Origin of the sequence: Pseudomonas sp. GM25 (genome assembly GCF_000282255.1) — a bacterium.
Taxonomy (GTDB): domain Bacteria; phylum Pseudomonadota; class Gammaproteobacteria; order Pseudomonadales; family Pseudomonadaceae; genus Aquipseudomonas; species Aquipseudomonas aphyarum.
The window spans coordinates 132,396-146,239 of sequence record NZ_AKJQ01000011.1 but is presented as its reverse complement, the minus strand read 5'-3'; the positions used below and the strand labels follow the sequence as shown (position 1 = coordinate 146,239).

The 13,844-nt window shown below is 59.2% G+C and carries 16 protein-coding genes and 4 tRNA genes; 14 read left to right on the top strand and 6 right to left on the bottom strand.

Going from position 1 to position 13,844, the window contains the following annotated elements; translation table 11 throughout:
• Positions 1-182: 182 nt before the first annotated feature.
• A complete protein-coding gene (locus PMI24_RS04925; protein ID WP_007951575.1) occupies positions 183-701 on the top strand; it encodes a cupin domain-containing protein in 519 nt (172 codons plus the stop codon).
• Positions 702-717: 16 nt separating this feature from the next.
• On the opposite strand, the gene PMI24_RS04920 is transcribed toward PMI24_RS04925, so the two are convergent.
• The gene (locus PMI24_RS04920; protein ID WP_007951573.1) at positions 718-1,368 is read right to left on the bottom strand and encodes a YceH family protein; all 651 of its coding nucleotides are present in this window, start codon (positions 1,366-1,368) and stop codon (positions 718-720) included.
• Between the two features lie 126 nt (positions 1,369-1,494).
• Between PMI24_RS04920 and PMI24_RS04915 the strand changes: the two genes are divergently transcribed.
• Positions 1,495-2,004, top strand: coding sequence for a DUF1993 domain-containing protein (locus PMI24_RS04915; protein ID WP_007951572.1), 510 nt, complete (start codon positions 1,495-1,497; stop codon positions 2,002-2,004).
• Between the two features lie 66 nt (positions 2,005-2,070).
• On the opposite strand, the gene sstT is transcribed toward PMI24_RS04915, so the two are convergent.
• Positions 2,071-3,303: a serine/threonine transporter SstT gene (gene sstT, locus PMI24_RS04910; protein ID WP_007951571.1), complete on the bottom strand. Its 1,233-nt coding sequence runs from the start codon at positions 3,301-3,303 to the stop codon at positions 2,071-2,073.
• Between the two features lie 338 nt (positions 3,304-3,641).
• Between sstT and PMI24_RS04905 the strand changes: the two genes are divergently transcribed.
• Entirely contained in the window at positions 3,642-4,802 is a 1,161-nt protein-coding gene (locus PMI24_RS04905) for an MFS transporter (protein ID WP_007951570.1), read from the top strand.
• On the opposite strand, the gene nhaR is transcribed toward PMI24_RS04905, so the two are convergent.
• Positions 4,799-5,698 (bottom strand): transcriptional activator NhaR, encoded by a 900-nt coding sequence (nhaR, locus tag PMI24_RS04900; protein ID WP_007951569.1) that lies wholly within the window; start codon positions 5,696-5,698, stop codon positions 4,799-4,801. The two genes, PMI24_RS04905 and nhaR, sit on opposite strands and share 4 nt — an antisense overlap.
• A gap of 146 nt (positions 5,699-5,844) precedes the next feature.
• Between nhaR and PMI24_RS04895 the strand changes: the two genes are divergently transcribed.
• Both PMI24_RS04895 and PMI24_RS04890 read left to right on the top strand, forming a co-directional pair.
• Positions 5,845-6,084 (top strand): hypothetical protein, encoded by a 240-nt coding sequence (locus PMI24_RS04895; protein ID WP_007951568.1) that lies wholly within the window; start codon positions 5,845-5,847, stop codon positions 6,082-6,084.
• A gap of 29 nt (positions 6,085-6,113) precedes the next feature.
• Positions 6,114-6,863, top strand: a complete 750-nt coding sequence (locus PMI24_RS04890; protein ID WP_007951567.1) for a TerC family protein — start codon at positions 6,114-6,116, stop codon at positions 6,861-6,863.
• A 74-nt stretch (positions 6,864-6,937) separates the two neighbouring features.
• On the opposite strand, the gene PMI24_RS29335 is transcribed toward PMI24_RS04890, so the two are convergent.
• Positions 6,938-7,105, bottom strand: coding sequence for a hypothetical protein (locus tag PMI24_RS29335; protein ID WP_007951566.1), 168 nt, complete (start codon positions 7,103-7,105; stop codon positions 6,938-6,940).
• A gap of 231 nt (positions 7,106-7,336) precedes the next feature.
• Between PMI24_RS29335 and PMI24_RS04885 the strand changes: the two genes are divergently transcribed.
• The 3 genes from PMI24_RS04885 (at position 7,337) to PMI24_RS04875 (ending at position 8,528) form a co-directional block, all read left to right on the top strand.
• A complete protein-coding gene (locus PMI24_RS04885; protein WP_007951565.1) occupies positions 7,337-8,008 on the top strand; it encodes a hypothetical protein in 672 nt (223 codons plus the stop codon).
• Between the two features lie 94 nt (positions 8,009-8,102).
• The gene (locus PMI24_RS04880; protein ID WP_007951564.1) at positions 8,103-8,309 is read left to right on the top strand and encodes a DUF6021 family protein; all 207 of its coding nucleotides are present in this window, start codon (positions 8,103-8,105) and stop codon (positions 8,307-8,309) included.
• Positions 8,310-8,321: 12 nt separating this feature from the next.
• On the top strand, positions 8,322-8,528 hold the full coding sequence (locus PMI24_RS04875) for a hypothetical protein (protein WP_007951563.1): 207 nt from the start codon (positions 8,322-8,324) through the stop codon (positions 8,526-8,528).
• A 52-nt stretch (positions 8,529-8,580) separates the two neighbouring features.
• Here the strand turns inward: PMI24_RS04875 and pbpG are convergent, their stop codons facing one another.
• Entirely contained in the window at positions 8,581-9,717 is a 1,137-nt protein-coding gene (gene pbpG / locus PMI24_RS04870) for a D-alanyl-D-alanine endopeptidase (RefSeq protein ID WP_157222929.1), read from the bottom strand.
• 31 nt (positions 9,718-9,748) lie between these two features.
• Positions 9,749-10,603: a bifunctional methylenetetrahydrofolate dehydrogenase/methenyltetrahydrofolate cyclohydrolase FolD gene (gene folD / locus PMI24_RS04865; RefSeq protein WP_007951561.1), complete on the bottom strand. Its 855-nt coding sequence runs from the start codon at positions 10,601-10,603 to the stop codon at positions 9,749-9,751.
• A gap of 274 nt (positions 10,604-10,877) precedes the next feature.
• Between folD and PMI24_RS04860 the strand changes: the two genes are divergently transcribed.
• From PMI24_RS04860 to clpP, 6 genes are all read left to right on the top strand, one after another.
• A tRNA-Arg gene (locus tag PMI24_RS04860) sits at positions 10,878-10,954 on the top strand.
• A gap of 32 nt (positions 10,955-10,986) precedes the next feature.
• Positions 10,987-11,062: transfer RNA gene (locus PMI24_RS04855), tRNA-His, on the top strand.
• A gap of 58 nt (positions 11,063-11,120) precedes the next feature.
• Positions 11,121-11,205, top strand: a tRNA-Leu gene (locus tag PMI24_RS04850).
• 76 nt (positions 11,206-11,281) lie between these two features.
• Positions 11,282-11,357, top strand: a tRNA-His gene (locus tag PMI24_RS04845).
• 399 nt (positions 11,358-11,756) lie between these two features.
• Positions 11,757-13,067: a trigger factor gene (gene tig, locus PMI24_RS04840; protein WP_045121656.1), complete on the top strand. Its 1,311-nt coding sequence runs from the start codon at positions 11,757-11,759 to the stop codon at positions 13,065-13,067.
• Positions 13,068-13,159: 92 nt separating this feature from the next.
• Positions 13,160-13,795 carry an ATP-dependent Clp endopeptidase proteolytic subunit ClpP gene (gene clpP / locus PMI24_RS04835; RefSeq protein WP_007951559.1) on the top strand — a complete coding sequence of 212 codons (636 nt, stop codon included), beginning with the start codon at positions 13,160-13,162 and terminating at the stop codon, positions 13,793-13,795.
• The last annotated feature ends 49 nt before the right edge of the window (positions 13,796-13,844 follow it).

Sequence of the window (13,844 nt, the reverse complement as noted above, 5' to 3'; positions counted from 1 at the left end):
TTGGAGAGGCGGTGCCTGATCGGTCTTTTTCGCGAGCAAGCTCGCTCCCACATTGAAATGCATTTCCACTGTGGGAGCGAGCTTGCTCGCGAAGGCCGCGACATGGTTTTTGATCCGAACAGTTTGCCTATACTGCCGGATCAGCAAGCACAGACTTGCCCATCACAAAAGCCGAGGTTTGCATGCATCCGCCCATTCTCAACCTGAATGACGTCGAACTCGAACCGCTTCCCGAATCATTGGCCCCTGAGGGCGAAACTGCCGGGCGTTATCAGCAACGGTTCGCCCGGGTGGGCCAGCAATTGGGCGCGCAAAAGCTCGGATATCGTCTGTATTCGCTGCCGCCGGGCATGCGTGGCAGTCCGTTTCACAGTCATCGGGTCAATGAAGAAATGTTTTACGTGGTGGCCGGGGAAGGGGAAGTGCGCCTCGGTGCCGAACGTTTCCCGATCCGCGCTGGTGATGTGATCGCCTGTCCGCCGGGCGGCCCGGAAGCCGCGCATCAGATCATCAACACCAGTGCTGCGGAACTTCGCTATCTGGCCGTCAGCACCCAGCAGCAACCGGAAATCTGCGAGTACCCGGACTCGAACAAATACGCGGTGATGGACAACTTCAACGTCGATGCCGACGGCAATGCCTCGGGATTCGTCGCGGTGGCGCGGCAGGCAGACGGCGTGGATTACTGGGACGGCGAATAACGCCGCCCCGGTGCGCTTATTCCTCGAGGCGGGCCAGGCGCTCTTCCAGTGCCGCAATCCGCGCTTCCAGCTCTTCGATGCGCTCCACTGAAACGCCGCTGGCAGCCCCGCGATCACTCGGGTTCTGGCGCGCCGCGATAATCGCCTCGATGTCCGCCGGATCGCCCAGCGCGTGGGTGTAGCGATCTTCGCGCTGACCGGCCTGACGCGGAATCAACACCGCCAGCTCCCGGGCGATCAGGCGTTCCAGCTGATGCACCACTTGTTCGGCGTCTTCGAATTCATGCATGCGACCGCTGCGGGTCAGCAGTTCGTTGACGGTCTGCGGGCCGCGCAGGAACATCAACCCGGTCAGGATCAATTGCGCCGGCACCAGCTCCAGCGCCTTGTCGACCTTGTGCTCCCAGCGGTCGGCGCGACTGCCCATCACCAGTTTGGCGAAACCGCGGCTTTCGAGGGCGCGCAGGCTCTGGCCGACCTGGCCCTGGGTCAGGTTCATCACCGGTTCGCGGCTGGTTTTCTGGTTGCAGGCCAGCACCAGCGCGTTGAGGGTCAACGGGTAGGTTTCCGGGCTGGTGGCCTGTTTCTCGATCAACGAGCCCAGAATGCGGATTTCCGTGGCGTTGAGCCGTGGTTCGTCGGAGCTGGTTTCAAATTCTGTGGTCATCGCGCGTTCCCTCTGCAGTCGAAGGCGCCTAGCCTAATCCTTGCTGGATAAAAGACAAGCCGCGCCGCCATGCGAGCATGGCTATAATCGCCCCCACGATTCACCCAGCCACCACGTGAGACTGCCATGACCATTTCCCTGTACGCCGCATCCGTCCCGGTTTTCCAACAAATGCTCAACGCCGTGAGCGATGTGCTGAAAAAGGCTGAAGCCCACGCCACCGAGAAGAACATCGACCCGAACGCCTTCCTGCAAGCGCGTCTGTACCCGGACATGTTCCCGCTGGTGCGTCAGGTGCAGATCGCCGTGGACTTCGCCAAAGGCGTTTCCTCGCGTCTGGCCGAAATCGAAATCCCGAAATATGACGACACCGAAACCACCTTCGCCGAGCTGCAAGCGCTGATCGCCAAGGTTCTGGCCTTCATCGGCGAGATCAAGCCAGAGCAGATCAATGGCAAGGAAGGCATCGAGATCGTGACTCGTCCGGGCACCCCGAAAGAGAAGCGCTTCAGCGGCCAGGCTTACCTGCTGAGCTACGGCCTGCCGCAGTTCTTCTTCCACGTCACCACCACCTACGCACTGCTGCGTCACAACGGTGTGGAAGTGGGCAAGCGCGATTACATGGGCGCGTTCTAAAACGTTCTGCAACAAAAAGCCCGCCAAGGTTTACGCCTTGGCGGGCTTTTTTATTGCGCCGGTTTTTTACGCCGGACGCTGGGCTTTCTGCTCTTCGCCCAGGCAAGCAGCGGCGGTGAACAGCACGTCGGTGGAGGAGTTCAGCGCCGTCTCGGCCGAATCCTGCAGCACGCCGATGATGAAACCGACCGCCACCACTTGCATGGCGATCTCGCTCGGGATGCCGAACAGGCTGCACGCCAGCGGGATCAGCAGCAGCGAGCCACCGGCCACACCCGAAGCACCGCAGGCGCAGATCGCGGCGACGACGCTGAGCAGGATCGCGGTCGGGATGTCCACGGCGATGCCCAGCGTGTGTACGGCTGCGAGGGTCAGCACGGTGATGGTGATCGACGCGCCGGCCATGTTGATGGTGGCGCCGAGCGGAATCGATACCGAATAGGTGTCTTCATGCAGGCCCAGGCGCTTGCTCAATTCCAGGTTGACCGGAATGTTCGCCGCCGAGCTGCGGGTGAAGAATGCGGTGATGCCGCTTTCACGCAGACACTGGAGCGTCAGCGGATACGGATTGCGGCGCAGCTTCCAGAATACGATCAGCGGGTTCATCACCAACGCGACGAACAGCATGCAGCCCAGCAGTACCGCCAGCAGGTGCGCGTAACCGACCAGCGCGCCGAAACCGGAGGTGGCCAGGGTCGAGGCTACCAGACCGAAAATCCCCAGCGGCGCGAAGCGGATCACCACGCGCACGATCAGGGTCACGCCGTTGGACAGGTCGCTGACCACTTCGCGGGTGGTGTCGCCGGCGTGCCGGATCGCCACGCCCATGCCGATGGCCCAGGCCAGAATGCCGATGAAGTTGGCGTTCATCAGTGCGCTCACCGGGTTGTCGACCACGCTCAGCAACAGGCTTTGCAGTACCTCGGTAATGCCGCCCGGCGCGCTCACCGCGATGTTGTCGGTGGACAGCACCAGATGCGACGGGAACATCATGCTGGCAATCACCGCGACCACGGCGGCGGCGAAGGTGCCCAGCAGGTAAAGGAACAGGATCGGCCGGATGTGGGTTTCCTGTCCGTGCTTGTGGTTGGCGATCGACGCCATGACCAGCACGAACACCAGGATCGGCGCCACGGCTTTCAGCGCCGAGACGAACACCTTGCCGATGAAGGCCGTGCCTTTGGCCGCTTCCGGCGCGAACAGCGCGAGGGCGATGCCGGCAATCAGGCCGATCAGGATCTGCGTGACCAGGCTGAGGCTTTTAAGACGTTGCAATAGAGAAGGGGATGAAGCGGTCATAACGGCATCTCTGGTTTTTTTATAGGGTGCAAGGTTGCGTGATCCGGGCGTTGAATCGGGGGCAGGCCACAGACACGAACCGAAAGGACTGACGCGACAGTCACACCGTTAAACGGGTGGCTGAACAGGGTGTACGTTTTGCAGGGCGCGGACTTTATCACAGCGTCGTCCGGATCCTTCAGACCTGTGACGATCTGCCACCGGATCCATCCACAACTTAGACAGGTTTGTGCAAGTCACTCGGGAAACACTCTGTTAAGATTGCGCATCCTTATTTTCAAGTTCTGCCGGCGGGCCTTCGGGTCAGCGCTGGTGTCGTCGTTTTGCTGGAGTTCCTCATGCTGTTGCCCATCCTTCTGTTGTCTGCCGCCGGGTTCACGGTGCTGACCACGGAGTTCGTCATCGTCGGCCTGCTGCCGGCGATTGCCCGCGACCTGGCCGTCACCATCCCGCAGGCCGGACTGCTGGTGACTCTGTTCGCGTTCACCGTGGCGATGTTCGGTCCATTCCTGACCGCGTATTTCGCCCGCTTCGAGCGCCGCAAACTGTTCATCACCATCCTGATCATGTTCGGTCTGGCCAATACCGTGGCGGCATTGGCGCCGAACATCTGGGTCATGGCCATTGCCCGGTTGATTCCGGCGCTGGGGTTGCCGGTGTTCTGGGCGCTGGCCAGTGAAACGGCGGTGGACATCGTCGGCCCGGACTTCGCTGGTCGCGCGATCGCCAAGATCGGCTTCGGCATTGTTTGCGCCACCGTGTTCGGCATTCCGGTCGGCACGCTGATTTCCGATGCGTTCGGCTGGCGCAGTGCGTTCGCCATTCTGGCGGTGATCGCGTTCGCCAAGGCGTTGCTGCTGTTTGTCTATCTGCCGAAAACCAGCCTGCACCAGCATCAGGTCAGTTTCGCTTCGCAGTTCAAGATCCTGCGCAGCCCGCTGATGCTGGGCCATGTGCTGCTGTCGATCCTGGTGTTCAGCGGCATGTTCACCGCCTACACCTATCTGGCGGACATCCTCGAACGTCTGGCCGGCTTCAATGGCACCGTGGTCGGCTGGTGCCTGATGGGCTTTGGCGCGGTTGGTCTGATCGGCAACTCGCTGGGCGGTCGTGCGGTGGATCGTCATCCGCTGATGGCCTCGGTGATGTTTTGCGCGTTCATGATCCCGGGGATGGTGGCGCTGGTGCCGAACATCAATTCGTCGCTGGGTCTGGCGGCGGCGATGGGCATATGGGGCGTGACCCAGGCGGCGCTGTTTCTGGTCAGCCACGTGCGCTTGATGAAAGCCGCACCTGAGGCGCCGGCTTTCGCCGCGTCGCTGAACATTGCCGGGGCCAACCTCGGGATTGGTCTGGGCGCAATCATCGGCGGTCGGGTGATCGACAGCGCCGGCCTCGGCTTTGTGGGCTTCGCCGCTGCCGGGTTCATTCTGCTGTCGATTTTCCTCGCCATGGTGCTGATGGTGCTCAAGCCGCGCGACGTCTGCGCGCCGGCTTAAAACGCTGTAAACAGCTCGCGTCGGGCACCTTCGGTAATCGCTTTGATGCCGGGGTGCTTGACCTTGCGCTCCACTGAGATCGCGTAGAACGACTCGCTCACCGCGTCGGTCTGGCCGATCAACTCGACGCCGTACTGGCGCTTCACCTCATCGGCAATCACGCTCGGGCCGATGAAAATCCCGCTGCCGGACTGGCCGAACGCCTGCATCAAGGCGCTGTCATCGAACTCCCCGACAATCCTCGGCTGAATCTGCTGCTCGGCGAACCAGCGCTGCAAACGGCTGCGAACCACGGTTTCCGCGCCGGGGATCAACAGCGGCGCACCGTGCAGGCTGCGCGGGAAATCCTGACCGTATTGCGCTGCCAGTTCGGCGGTGGCGAAGAAACTGATCCCGCATTCCCCGAGCTTCTGGCTGTAGCCCTTGATGTCCAGGTGCGAGGGCATCGGGCTGTCGGAGATCACCAGGTCCAGGCGCTGGATCGCCAGATCCGCCAGCAGGCGTTCGAGTTTGTCTTCGCGGCAGGTGATGCGCAGTGGTTCGCTCAATTCCATCGTCGGCGCGATCAGGCGATAGACGATGGATTTGGGCACCACATCCGCCACGCCGACCCGGAACAGGATCTGCTGTTCGTTGGGCTGGGCGCGCAGCATCAGCTCCAGTTCGCCGCCGAGCTGGAACATTTGCTCGGCGTAGGGCAGGGCCTGACGCCCGGCTTCGGTGAGCTCAAGCTGGCGGCCGACCCGTTGAAACAACTCGATGCCGTAGGTCTGTTCGAGCAGCGAAATCTGCCCGCTGATGGTCTGCGGCGTCAGGTTCAGTTGCTCGCAAGCGCGCACGATGCTGCCGGTCTTGGCCACCACCCAGAAGTAGTGCAGTTGTCGGTAATTGAGCATGGGGTTCGGTCCGTCAAATACAGTTCGTATAAATCGAAGTATAGCCGCTAAAAATACGAATTTTCCTGAAGTGTTCGTCTCCCTAGAATGCCCAGCCATCGACGGCCGGTCTGTACGGCGCTGTCTGTTCTATCGAGGGAAGCATCATGAAACTAAAAACTACGGCGTTACTGATCGCGTCTTTACTGGTACTGGCCGGTTGCGACCAGGCCGAAAAGAGCGCCCAGCAACTGATGGGGCAGGCGGCCGAAGCGGCCAAGCAAGCCATCGACGACACGCATAAAGCTGCCGAAGAGGCGCTCAGCGATGCCACCGGCAATCTGATCAGCAAGAAAGAACCGAAAGACGACGAAGAAAAATCCGAATCGTCCTCCCAGGAAATCTAAACCGTCTTACACAGAGTCAGGACTGACCCATGGAATATCTGTTAGAACTCGCCGCCAGCCCGACCGCCTGGATCGCCTTGGCCACACTGGTGGTGATGGAGATCGTGCTCGGCATCGATAACCTGATCTTTATCTCGATTCTGACCAACAAGCTGCCCGAGCAGTACCGGCAGAAGGCCCGTCGTCTGGGGATCGGCATGGCGCTGATCATGCGCCTGGCCCTGTTGAGCACCATCGCGTTCATCGTTCAGCTGACTGCGCCGGTCATCGAGATCCTCGGCCACGCGTTCTCCTGGAAGGACATGATCCTGATCGCCGGCGGCCTGTTCCTGTTGTGGAAAGCCACCACGGAGATCCATCACAGCATGGACCCGGCACCGGAAGATCCGAAGAGCGCGACGTCTAAGGTGACCCTGGGCTTCGCTGCCGCCATCGGGCAGATCCTGATGCTGGACATGGTGTTCTCGATCGACAGTATCATTACCGCTGTCGGCATGACCGAACACTTGCCGATCATGGTGATTGCGGTTGTCGTCTCGGTACTGGTGATGCTGTTTGCGGCTGATCCGCTGGCCAAGTTCATCAACGACAACCCGACGGTGGTGATGCTGGCTCTGGGCTTCCTGATCATGATCGGCATGACGCTGATCGCCGAAGGCTTCGGCGCCCACGTACCGAAAGGTTATGTGTATGCCGCCATGGCGTTCTCGGCTTCGATTGAAGTGCTGAACATGATGTCGCGCCGCGCCAAGCAGAAGAAACTGACTGCCGAAGCGTAATTGCTGGAAAACCAAAGGCCGCCTGAACTCGCGAGAGTCCAGGCGGCCTTTTTGTTTGTGTCGGTTACGGAAAGTCAGTGCGCGGTGGCGTGACGGGCGTCGTGTTTCTCGATCTTCCTGGTCGGTGCAGGTTGTACCGGGTGGTGATGGCGGCGGGAAATCCGCAACACGCCCCACAGCATGGCGGCGGCAACGGCCAGCCAGCCGGCAATCAGCATTACGATGGTCATGGTCAGGCTCATCTGTGCCTCCTCTTTGCCCTGCGTCGGGCGCTCTTTCTTTGGCTCTTGTCTGAGTGACAGTCTAGTCGCTGGTGTGTTTCAGGCTATTGACCAAAGGTCGGTGGTGACCAATCAGTTCGCTCTATGCAACCGATGCATCTGCCGCTTTGGGCTATACCGCAGCGTGGCGCCGTCCTATGATCCTCGACCAAGCCGGAACACGATGACCGGTAACTGATCAAGAGAGTGACGATGGTGCAGCTATTTTCCCGGATTCGCGCGGCGCTGCTGGTGGCCGGTTGCGTAACAGCATTGGTGGGGTGTGCGGGCAGTGTGGCGCCGGAGGTCAAGCGCCTGCCGGAGCGGGTCGAGCTCAGCGGCACCTTCTATCGTGGTGAGGCCTATCAAAGCGGGCCGCAAGTGCTGGCCAGTCTGCTGTCGCAGCAGGGCATCGTGATCACGCCGGGTCTGCTGGAAAAACCGCTGCACTTGCCGGGCGCCGAGGACAAGTTGCAACAGAATCTGCAGAGCCTGGCTCGTGAATACGGCATGGTCGTGTATCCGCTGGACAGCAACCTGCCAGCGCTGCTGACTCAAGTGGCGGCCGGGTATCCGGTGATGGTGCGTTTCAGCGAAGGTTCGGCGTTTTGGGCGGAGCCACGTTACGCGATCCTGTCCGGCTACGATCGTTTGAAGCAGAAAGTGCTGCTGCGCGCGGGGATGAATCGCCGCGAATTGATGAGCTTCGGCTCGTTCGAGTCGGCTCTCGAAAAATCCGGCGGCTGGGCAGTGTTGATCCAGAAACCGACGCAGATTCCCGCAGCGGTCGATCAACAGCGCTGGCTCAAGGCTGCCGACGCACTGGCTCAGGCCGGGCAGGAGCGGGAAGCGGCGCAGGCGAGGAAGGCGCTGGCGGCGCACTGAGGTTCCGTTCGTCGCTTGTCGGGCACCCTGGCGGGGGATGCGCTTCTGAATTGTAGCGTCCCGTGTTTTACGGGCCTGGTATCAGGAGATGAACATGGCAATCCCCAATTCACCCAGCGGGCCGCATTCGTCCGAGCACGGCAGTGGTGACGACTTGGGTTTCGATCCGGACTCGCCGGATCTTGAGGACCCGCAAGTCGATCCCGTCGGCCCGGCGAAGGCGCCGAAGGATGTGCGGCCGGGCGATGATCCCAAGCGTCCGGCCAAGCCTTACGATCCCTTGGCTGATCTCAAGCCTTGAAGCGAGGTGCATATGAGTACCGATTCGAGTTTCGACGACCACAAACCTGACAGTGTGCCCACCACGCCTGAGCCGGAAGTTGATCCGGTGCTGGATCCGGAGAGCCCTCTGCGCGATCCCTTGGCGCGTCCGGCGGTGGTCACGCCAGAGCATTCCCGCGACCCGAGCGCCGGTGACGGCATTCCCGATGACGACAAGATGCCGTTGCCCAACGACTGACTGCATAAACGAAAAAGCCCCGACGATTCGGGGCTTTTTCACGGGTGACGGATTACTTGGAGGCTTCGATCACGCCGCTCTGGCGACTCTTGAGGTTCTTGTCGGCCTTGTATTGCTGAGCCACGGCCGGGACGTTGGCGCTCTTGCCGGTTTCCACCCAACTGCGGATGCGGCTGGCATCGGCAAAGTGGGTGTATTTGCCGAACGCGTCGAGAATCACCAGGGCGACCGGGCGGTTGGCCATGCGCGTCACCAGCACCAGGCAGTGGCCGGCCGGGTTGGTGAAGCCGGTTTTGGTGATGCGGATATCCCAGTCGGCCTTGTTGACCAAGTGGTCGGTGTTGCGGAAACCCAGGGTGTAATTGGGTTTGCGGAACGAGACGGTCTTTTCCTTGGTGGTGGTCAGCTCGATAAGTAGCGGCTGTTTGTGCGCAGCCACCAGCAACTTGCTCAGGTCGCGGGCGGTGGAAACGTTGCGCTCGGACAGGCCGGTGGGTTCCACAAAGTGAGTGCTGGTCATGCCCAGCGCCTTGGCCTTGGCATTCATCGCGGCGATGAACGCCGCGTAACCGCCCGGATAGTGGTGAGCCAGGCTGGCGGCAGCCCGGTTTTCCGAGGACATCAGGGCAATCAGCAGCATCTCTCGGCGGGGCAGTTCGCTTCGCAGTTTGACGCGGGAAAACACGCCCTTCATTTCGGGTGTGCGGCTGATGTCGACGTCAATCCATTCGTCCATGTTCTGGTGCGCTTCGACCACTACCAAACCGGTCATCAATTTGCTCACGGAAGCGATGGGCACCACCACGTCCGGGTTGCTGGAATAAATGACTTTGTTGGTCTGCAGATCCATCAGCAGGGCGCTGCCGGAGGCAATCTTCAATTGCGAAGCGTCTCGAGGGGCAGCAGTAGTTTCGGCGGCGTTGACCGTTGGCGTGAGGAGCGTGCCTGAAAATGCAAAAACCAGGCTCAGGATGGACAGACGAATATTCACGCGGGCGAACTCATGAAGGTTGGAAATGCCGTTCTTTGTAACGGGCTGTGTCGTAAAAACGACGCATTGTAGGAGTATGGTTGAAGAACTGTCGATGGTTGTCCGCAAGGCATGAAAAAGTCGTGAAAAGCCCTGTAAAAATAGGGGTTTCCGGCGAACGGTAAAGGTTTTTTCGAGGGCATGAAAAACCCCGCACAAGGCGGGGTTTCCGGAGTGCGGAAAACGCGACTCAAGCGTGCAGGGTTTCTGCCGCGTAGAGGGTGTTTTCCAGCAGGCAGGCGCGGGTCATCGGACCGACGCCGCCCGGTACCGGAGTGATCCAGCCGGCGCGGGGCAGGGCGGTTTCGTACACGACGTCACCGACCAGTTTGCCGTCGTCCTGACGGTTGATGCCGACGTCGATCACGATCGCGCCTTCCTTGATCCACTCGCCCTTGACCAGGCCCGGCTTGCCGGCGGCCACGACCACCAGATCGGCGCGGCCGACGTGGCCGGCCAGATCCTTGGTGAAGCGGTGGGTGACGGTCACGGTGCAACCGGCCAGCAACAGTTCCATCGCCATCGGGCGACCGACGATGTTGGAAGCGCCGACAACGACTGCGTTCATCCCGTACAGATCGGCACCGGTGCTTTCCAGCAGGGTCATGATGCCTTTCGGGGTGCACGGACGCAGCAGCGGAATGCGCTGGGCCAGACGGCCGACGTTATAAGGATGGAAACCATCGACGTCCTTGTCCGGGCGGATGCGCTCCAGCAGCTTGGAAGCGTCCAGGTGTTCCGGCAGAGGAAGTTGAAGCAGAACGCCGTCGATTGCCGGATCGTCGTTCAGTCGATCGATCAGATCGGTCAGTGCTTCCTGAGTGGTTTCGGAAGGCAGGTCGTAGGCTTGAGAGAGGAAGCCGACCTCTTCACAGTCTTTACGCTTGTGCGAGACATAAACCTGAGAGGCAGGATCGCTGCCGACCAGGATCACCGCGAGGCCGGGAGTGCGCAAGCCTTGCTCGCGACGTTCGGCTACCCGTTGGGCGATCTGCTGGCGCAGGCTGGCGGCGATTGATTTGCCGTCGATTAGTTGTGCAGTCATTGCGCGTGATTAACCATCGAGAGGGGAAAAAAAGAGAACGCATTCTCGCATGTCAAACGGTGAGGGCAAAGGCGCTTGGTCAGCAAATTCCCCTAAGCCCTTTAATTAAATGAATTTTTTTCAAAAAGGATTTGACGACCTTCAGGTCGCTCTATACTATTCGTCGCACTTGTCGGGCACAGCCTAGCACTGGTTAAGAAGGTCGAACGAAATTACGGTTTCGAACGACTGGAAAGCACTTAGTTTGTAGTCCTCCAAGGGTACAGCTAACAAGGCGCCCGTAGCTCAGCTGGATAGAGCATCCGCCTTCTAAGCGGATGGTCGCAGGTTCGAGTCCTGCCGGGTGCGCCATTAGGCAGCATTGGCACAAGTAACGCGATATGGTGGGCGTAGCTCAGTTGGTAGAGCACGGGATTGTGACTCCCGTTGTCGTGGGTTCGATCCCCATCGTCCACCCCATATTTCGAAAGGCGCCAGATGTAACAGTCTGGCGCCTTTGCTTTAAAAAGCTTCATCCGCGGATGTGGTGGAATTGGTAGACACACTGGATTTAGGTTCCAGCGCCGCGAGGCGTAAGAGTTCGAGTCTCTTCATCCGCACCAATCAAAGCTTCATTCATGCCGTTGGCCGGGTGAAGTTCTACAAAGAAGTTGTTTGGCTTCTTTGACACGCAATATGGTGGGCGTAGCTCAGTTGGTAGAGCACGGGATTGTGACTCCCGTTGTCGTGGGTTCGATCCCCATCGTCCACCCCATATTCCGAAAGGCGCCAGATTTAACAGTCTGGCGCCTTTTTTGTTTTAGGTTTCGGATTTTGGCGGCTGCAGGTTTCGGGTCGCAGGGCAGGGTGCTTCGTCGTATTAATGTTGCTCGATGATGCTGCACTGCCCGTCGGCCTTGCTTGCGAGGTCGGCTGTCAGGGAGATGATTCAACCGCCTCTATATATAGAAGAGGTTGGCGCAGAGCCCTGGCTTGAATTGGCTGTATTTGCTAACAGGGCGAGGCGCAACCGTTTGTCCCCGCCTTCAAATGGCCTGCTGTTTTTTTACCCGTTTTCAGTAGGGTGACTTCTTGAGTTTGACCTACTAGAATGCTTGCCCTTGATTCTTGGGTCGGAAACGGCCGGCTAACGTCTGTGCAACGAGGAATATCCATGCAAGTTTCTGTTGAAAATACTACTGCTCTTGAGCGCCGCATGAGCATCACCGTGCCGGCTGAGCAGATTGAGAGCCAGGTCAACAAGCGTCTGCAGCAGACTGCCCAGAAAGCCAAAATTGCTGGCTTCCGTCCAGGCAAAGTGCCAATGAGCGAAATCAAACGTCGTTTCGGTGCTGACGCACGTCAGGAAGCGATCGGCGACGTGATTCAAAAATCTTTCTACGAAGCTGTGGTTGAGCAGAAGCTGAACCCGGCCGGTTCGCCATCGATCGAGCCTAAGTCGCTCGAAGCTGGCAAGGACCTGGAATACGTAGCCGTATTCGAAGTGTTCCCTGAGTTCACCGTTGCCGGCTTCGAAGGCATCACCGTTGAGCGTCTGAGCGCTGACGTGGCTGACGCCGATCTGGACAAGATGCTGGACATCCTGCGCAAGCAGAACACCCGTTTTGAAGTGGCCGATCGCGCTGCCCAGAACGAAGACCAGCTGAACATCGATTTCGTTGGCAAGGTTGACGGCGAAGTATTCGCTGGCGGTTCCGCCAAGGGCACTCAGCTGGTACTGGGTTCCGGCCGCATGATCCCTGGCTTCGAAGAAGGTCTGGTTGGTGCTAAAGCCGGCGAAGAGCGCGTTCTGAACCTGACCTTCCCAGAGGACTATCAGAACCTGGACCTGGCTGGCAAAACCGCTGAGTTCACCGTGACTGTAAACACCGTTTCCGAGCCAAAACTGCCTGAGCTGAACGAAGAGTTCTTCGCTCAATTCGGCATCAAGGAAAGCGGCATCGACGGTTTCCGCACCGAAGTTCGCAAGAACATGGAGCGTGAACTGCGTCAGGCGATCAAATCCAAGGTCAAGAATCAGGTAATGGACGGTCTGCTGGCCACCAACCCGATCGAAGTGCCTAAGGCTCTGCTGTCCAACGAAGTTGACCGTCTGCGCGTGCAGGCTGTTCAACAGTTCGGCGGCAACATCAAGCCTGATCAACTGCCGGCCGAGCTGTTCGAAGAACAAGCCAAACGTCGCGTTGTGCTGGGTCTGATCGTGGCCGAAGTGGTCAAGCAGTTCGACCTGAAGCCAGACGAAGCCCGCGTTCGCGAAATGATTCAGGAAATGGCTTCGGCTTACCAAGAGCCTGAGCAGGTCGTGTCCTGGTACTACAAGAACGAGCAGCAACTGAACGAAGTTCGTTCGGTTGTGCTGGAAGAACAAGTTGTGGATACTGTTCTGCAGAAAGCTAGCGTGACCGACAAATCGGTCTCTTACGAAGAAGCGGTCAAGCCGGTAGAAGCTCCAAAAGCCGACTGATTGTTTTTGCGTTAGAAGCACACACCATAAGCCAGCCTTCGAGCTGGCTTATGCGTATTCAAGACATGACTATTTGGGAGTGACTGCAGAGCATGTTCCGTAATTCCTATATTCAGCAGAACTCTGATATCCAGGCCGCCGGCGGCCTGGTCCCGATGGTTGTCGAGCAATCTGCTCGTGGCGAGCGCGCCTATGACATCTACTCGCGTCTTCTCAAGGAACGAGTAATCTTTCTGGTGGGTCCTGTAGAGGACTACATGGCCAACCTGATTTGCGCGCAATTGCTGTTCCTTGAAGCGGAAAACCCGGACAAGGACATCCATCTTTATATCAACTCCCCGGGCGGTTCGGTGACAGCGGGCATGTCGATCTACGACACCATGCAGTTCATCAAGCCAAACGTATCGACTACCTGTATCGGTCAGGCGTGCAGCATGGGCGCGTTCCTGCTGACGGCCGGTGCCCCCGGCAAGCGTTTCTGCCTGCCGAACTCGCGCGTGATGATTCACCAGCCACTGGGCGGTTTCCAGGGCCAGGCATCGGACATCGAAATCCATGCCAAGGAAATCCTCTTCATTCGCGAGCGTCTGAACACGCTGATGGCCAAGCACAGCGGCCGTACGCTTGAAGAAATCGAGCGCGACACCAACCGCGACAACTTCATGAGTGCAGAAGCTGCGAAGGAATATGGTCTGATCGACGAAGTGATCAACCAGCGCCCAGCTTAAAAATAAGCAGCTCAAAATAGGCTTGGTCGGCGCGTCTGATCAGCGGCGG

Bases quoted from the DNA above. Each gene is read 5' to 3' on its own strand.
- clpP (WP_007951559.1), top strand. From the start codon at position 13,160: ATGTTCCGTAATTCCTATATTCAGCAGAACTCTGATATCCAGGCCGCC.
- PMI24_RS04885 (WP_007951565.1), top strand. From the start codon at position 7,337: ATGGTGCAGCTATTTTCCCGGATTCGCGCGGCGCTGCTGGTGGCCGGT.
- folD (WP_007951561.1), bottom strand. From the start codon at position 10,603: ATGACTGCACAACTAATCGACGGCAAATCAATCGCCGCCAGCCTGCGC.
- tig (WP_045121656.1), top strand. From the start codon at position 11,757: ATGCAAGTTTCTGTTGAAAATACTACTGCTCTTGAGCGCCGCATGAGC.
- PMI24_RS29335 (WP_007951566.1), bottom strand. From the start codon at position 7,105: ATGAGCCTGACCATGACCATCGTAATGCTGATTGCCGGCTGGCTGGCC.
- PMI24_RS04875 (WP_007951563.1), top strand. From the start codon at position 8,322: ATGAGTACCGATTCGAGTTTCGACGACCACAAACCTGACAGTGTGCCC.
- PMI24_RS04915 (WP_007951572.1), top strand. From the start codon at position 1,495: ATGACCATTTCCCTGTACGCCGCATCCGTCCCGGTTTTCCAACAAATG.
- nhaR (WP_007951569.1), bottom strand. From the start codon at position 5,698: ATGCTCAATTACCGACAACTGCACTACTTCTGGGTGGTGGCCAAGACC.
- PMI24_RS04880 (WP_007951564.1), top strand. From the start codon at position 8,103: ATGGCAATCCCCAATTCACCCAGCGGGCCGCATTCGTCCGAGCACGGC.
- sstT (WP_007951571.1), bottom strand. From the start codon at position 3,303: ATGACCGCTTCATCCCCTTCTCTATTGCAACGTCTTAAAAGCCTCAGC.
- PMI24_RS04920 (WP_007951573.1), bottom strand. From the start codon at position 1,368: ATGACCACAGAATTTGAAACCAGCTCCGACGAACCACGGCTCAACGCC.
- PMI24_RS04925 (WP_007951575.1), top strand. From the start codon at position 183: ATGCATCCGCCCATTCTCAACCTGAATGACGTCGAACTCGAACCGCTT.
- PMI24_RS04890 (WP_007951567.1), top strand. From the start codon at position 6,114: ATGGAATATCTGTTAGAACTCGCCGCCAGCCCGACCGCCTGGATCGCC.
- PMI24_RS04905 (WP_007951570.1), top strand. From the start codon at position 3,642: ATGCTGTTGCCCATCCTTCTGTTGTCTGCCGCCGGGTTCACGGTGCTG.
- PMI24_RS04895 (WP_007951568.1), top strand. From the start codon at position 5,845: ATGAAACTAAAAACTACGGCGTTACTGATCGCGTCTTTACTGGTACTG.